The 238-nt window shown below is 68.1% G+C and carries 1 protein-coding gene; it reads right to left on the reverse strand.

The window, feature by feature from the left end:
* Positions 1–10 precede the first annotated feature (10 nt).
* Positions 11–238: alpha-E domain-containing protein (locus I73_RS28305; RefSeq protein ID WP_040500496.1), on the reverse strand; the 228-nt coding region annotated here is incomplete at its 5' end.

The following is a 238-nucleotide window of genomic DNA, read 5'->3' on the forward strand; positions in this document are numbered from 1 at the left end:
CGCAGCCGCATCATGATGTCTCTCCGATCCAGCTCGGCTCGGCGTGCGTGGGGAAGAAGCGCCCGCGGATGGCTTCCGAGGCCTCCCGCGTGACCTTCTGCACACGCTCCATGTGATCGGGCAGCTCGCTGAGGATCTCGCCGATCGGCCGGTACTCGAGGTCGTTGCGGATGCGTCCCAGCGCCCGCAGCACGGTGTTGGAATGGCCGACGCGGTCGGCGACCGGATCGATCTCCCG

The sequence above is a fragment of the Ideonella sp. B508-1 genome (assembly GCF_000333615.1).
GTDB lineage: Bacteria > Pseudomonadota > Gammaproteobacteria > Burkholderiales > Burkholderiaceae_C > Ideonella.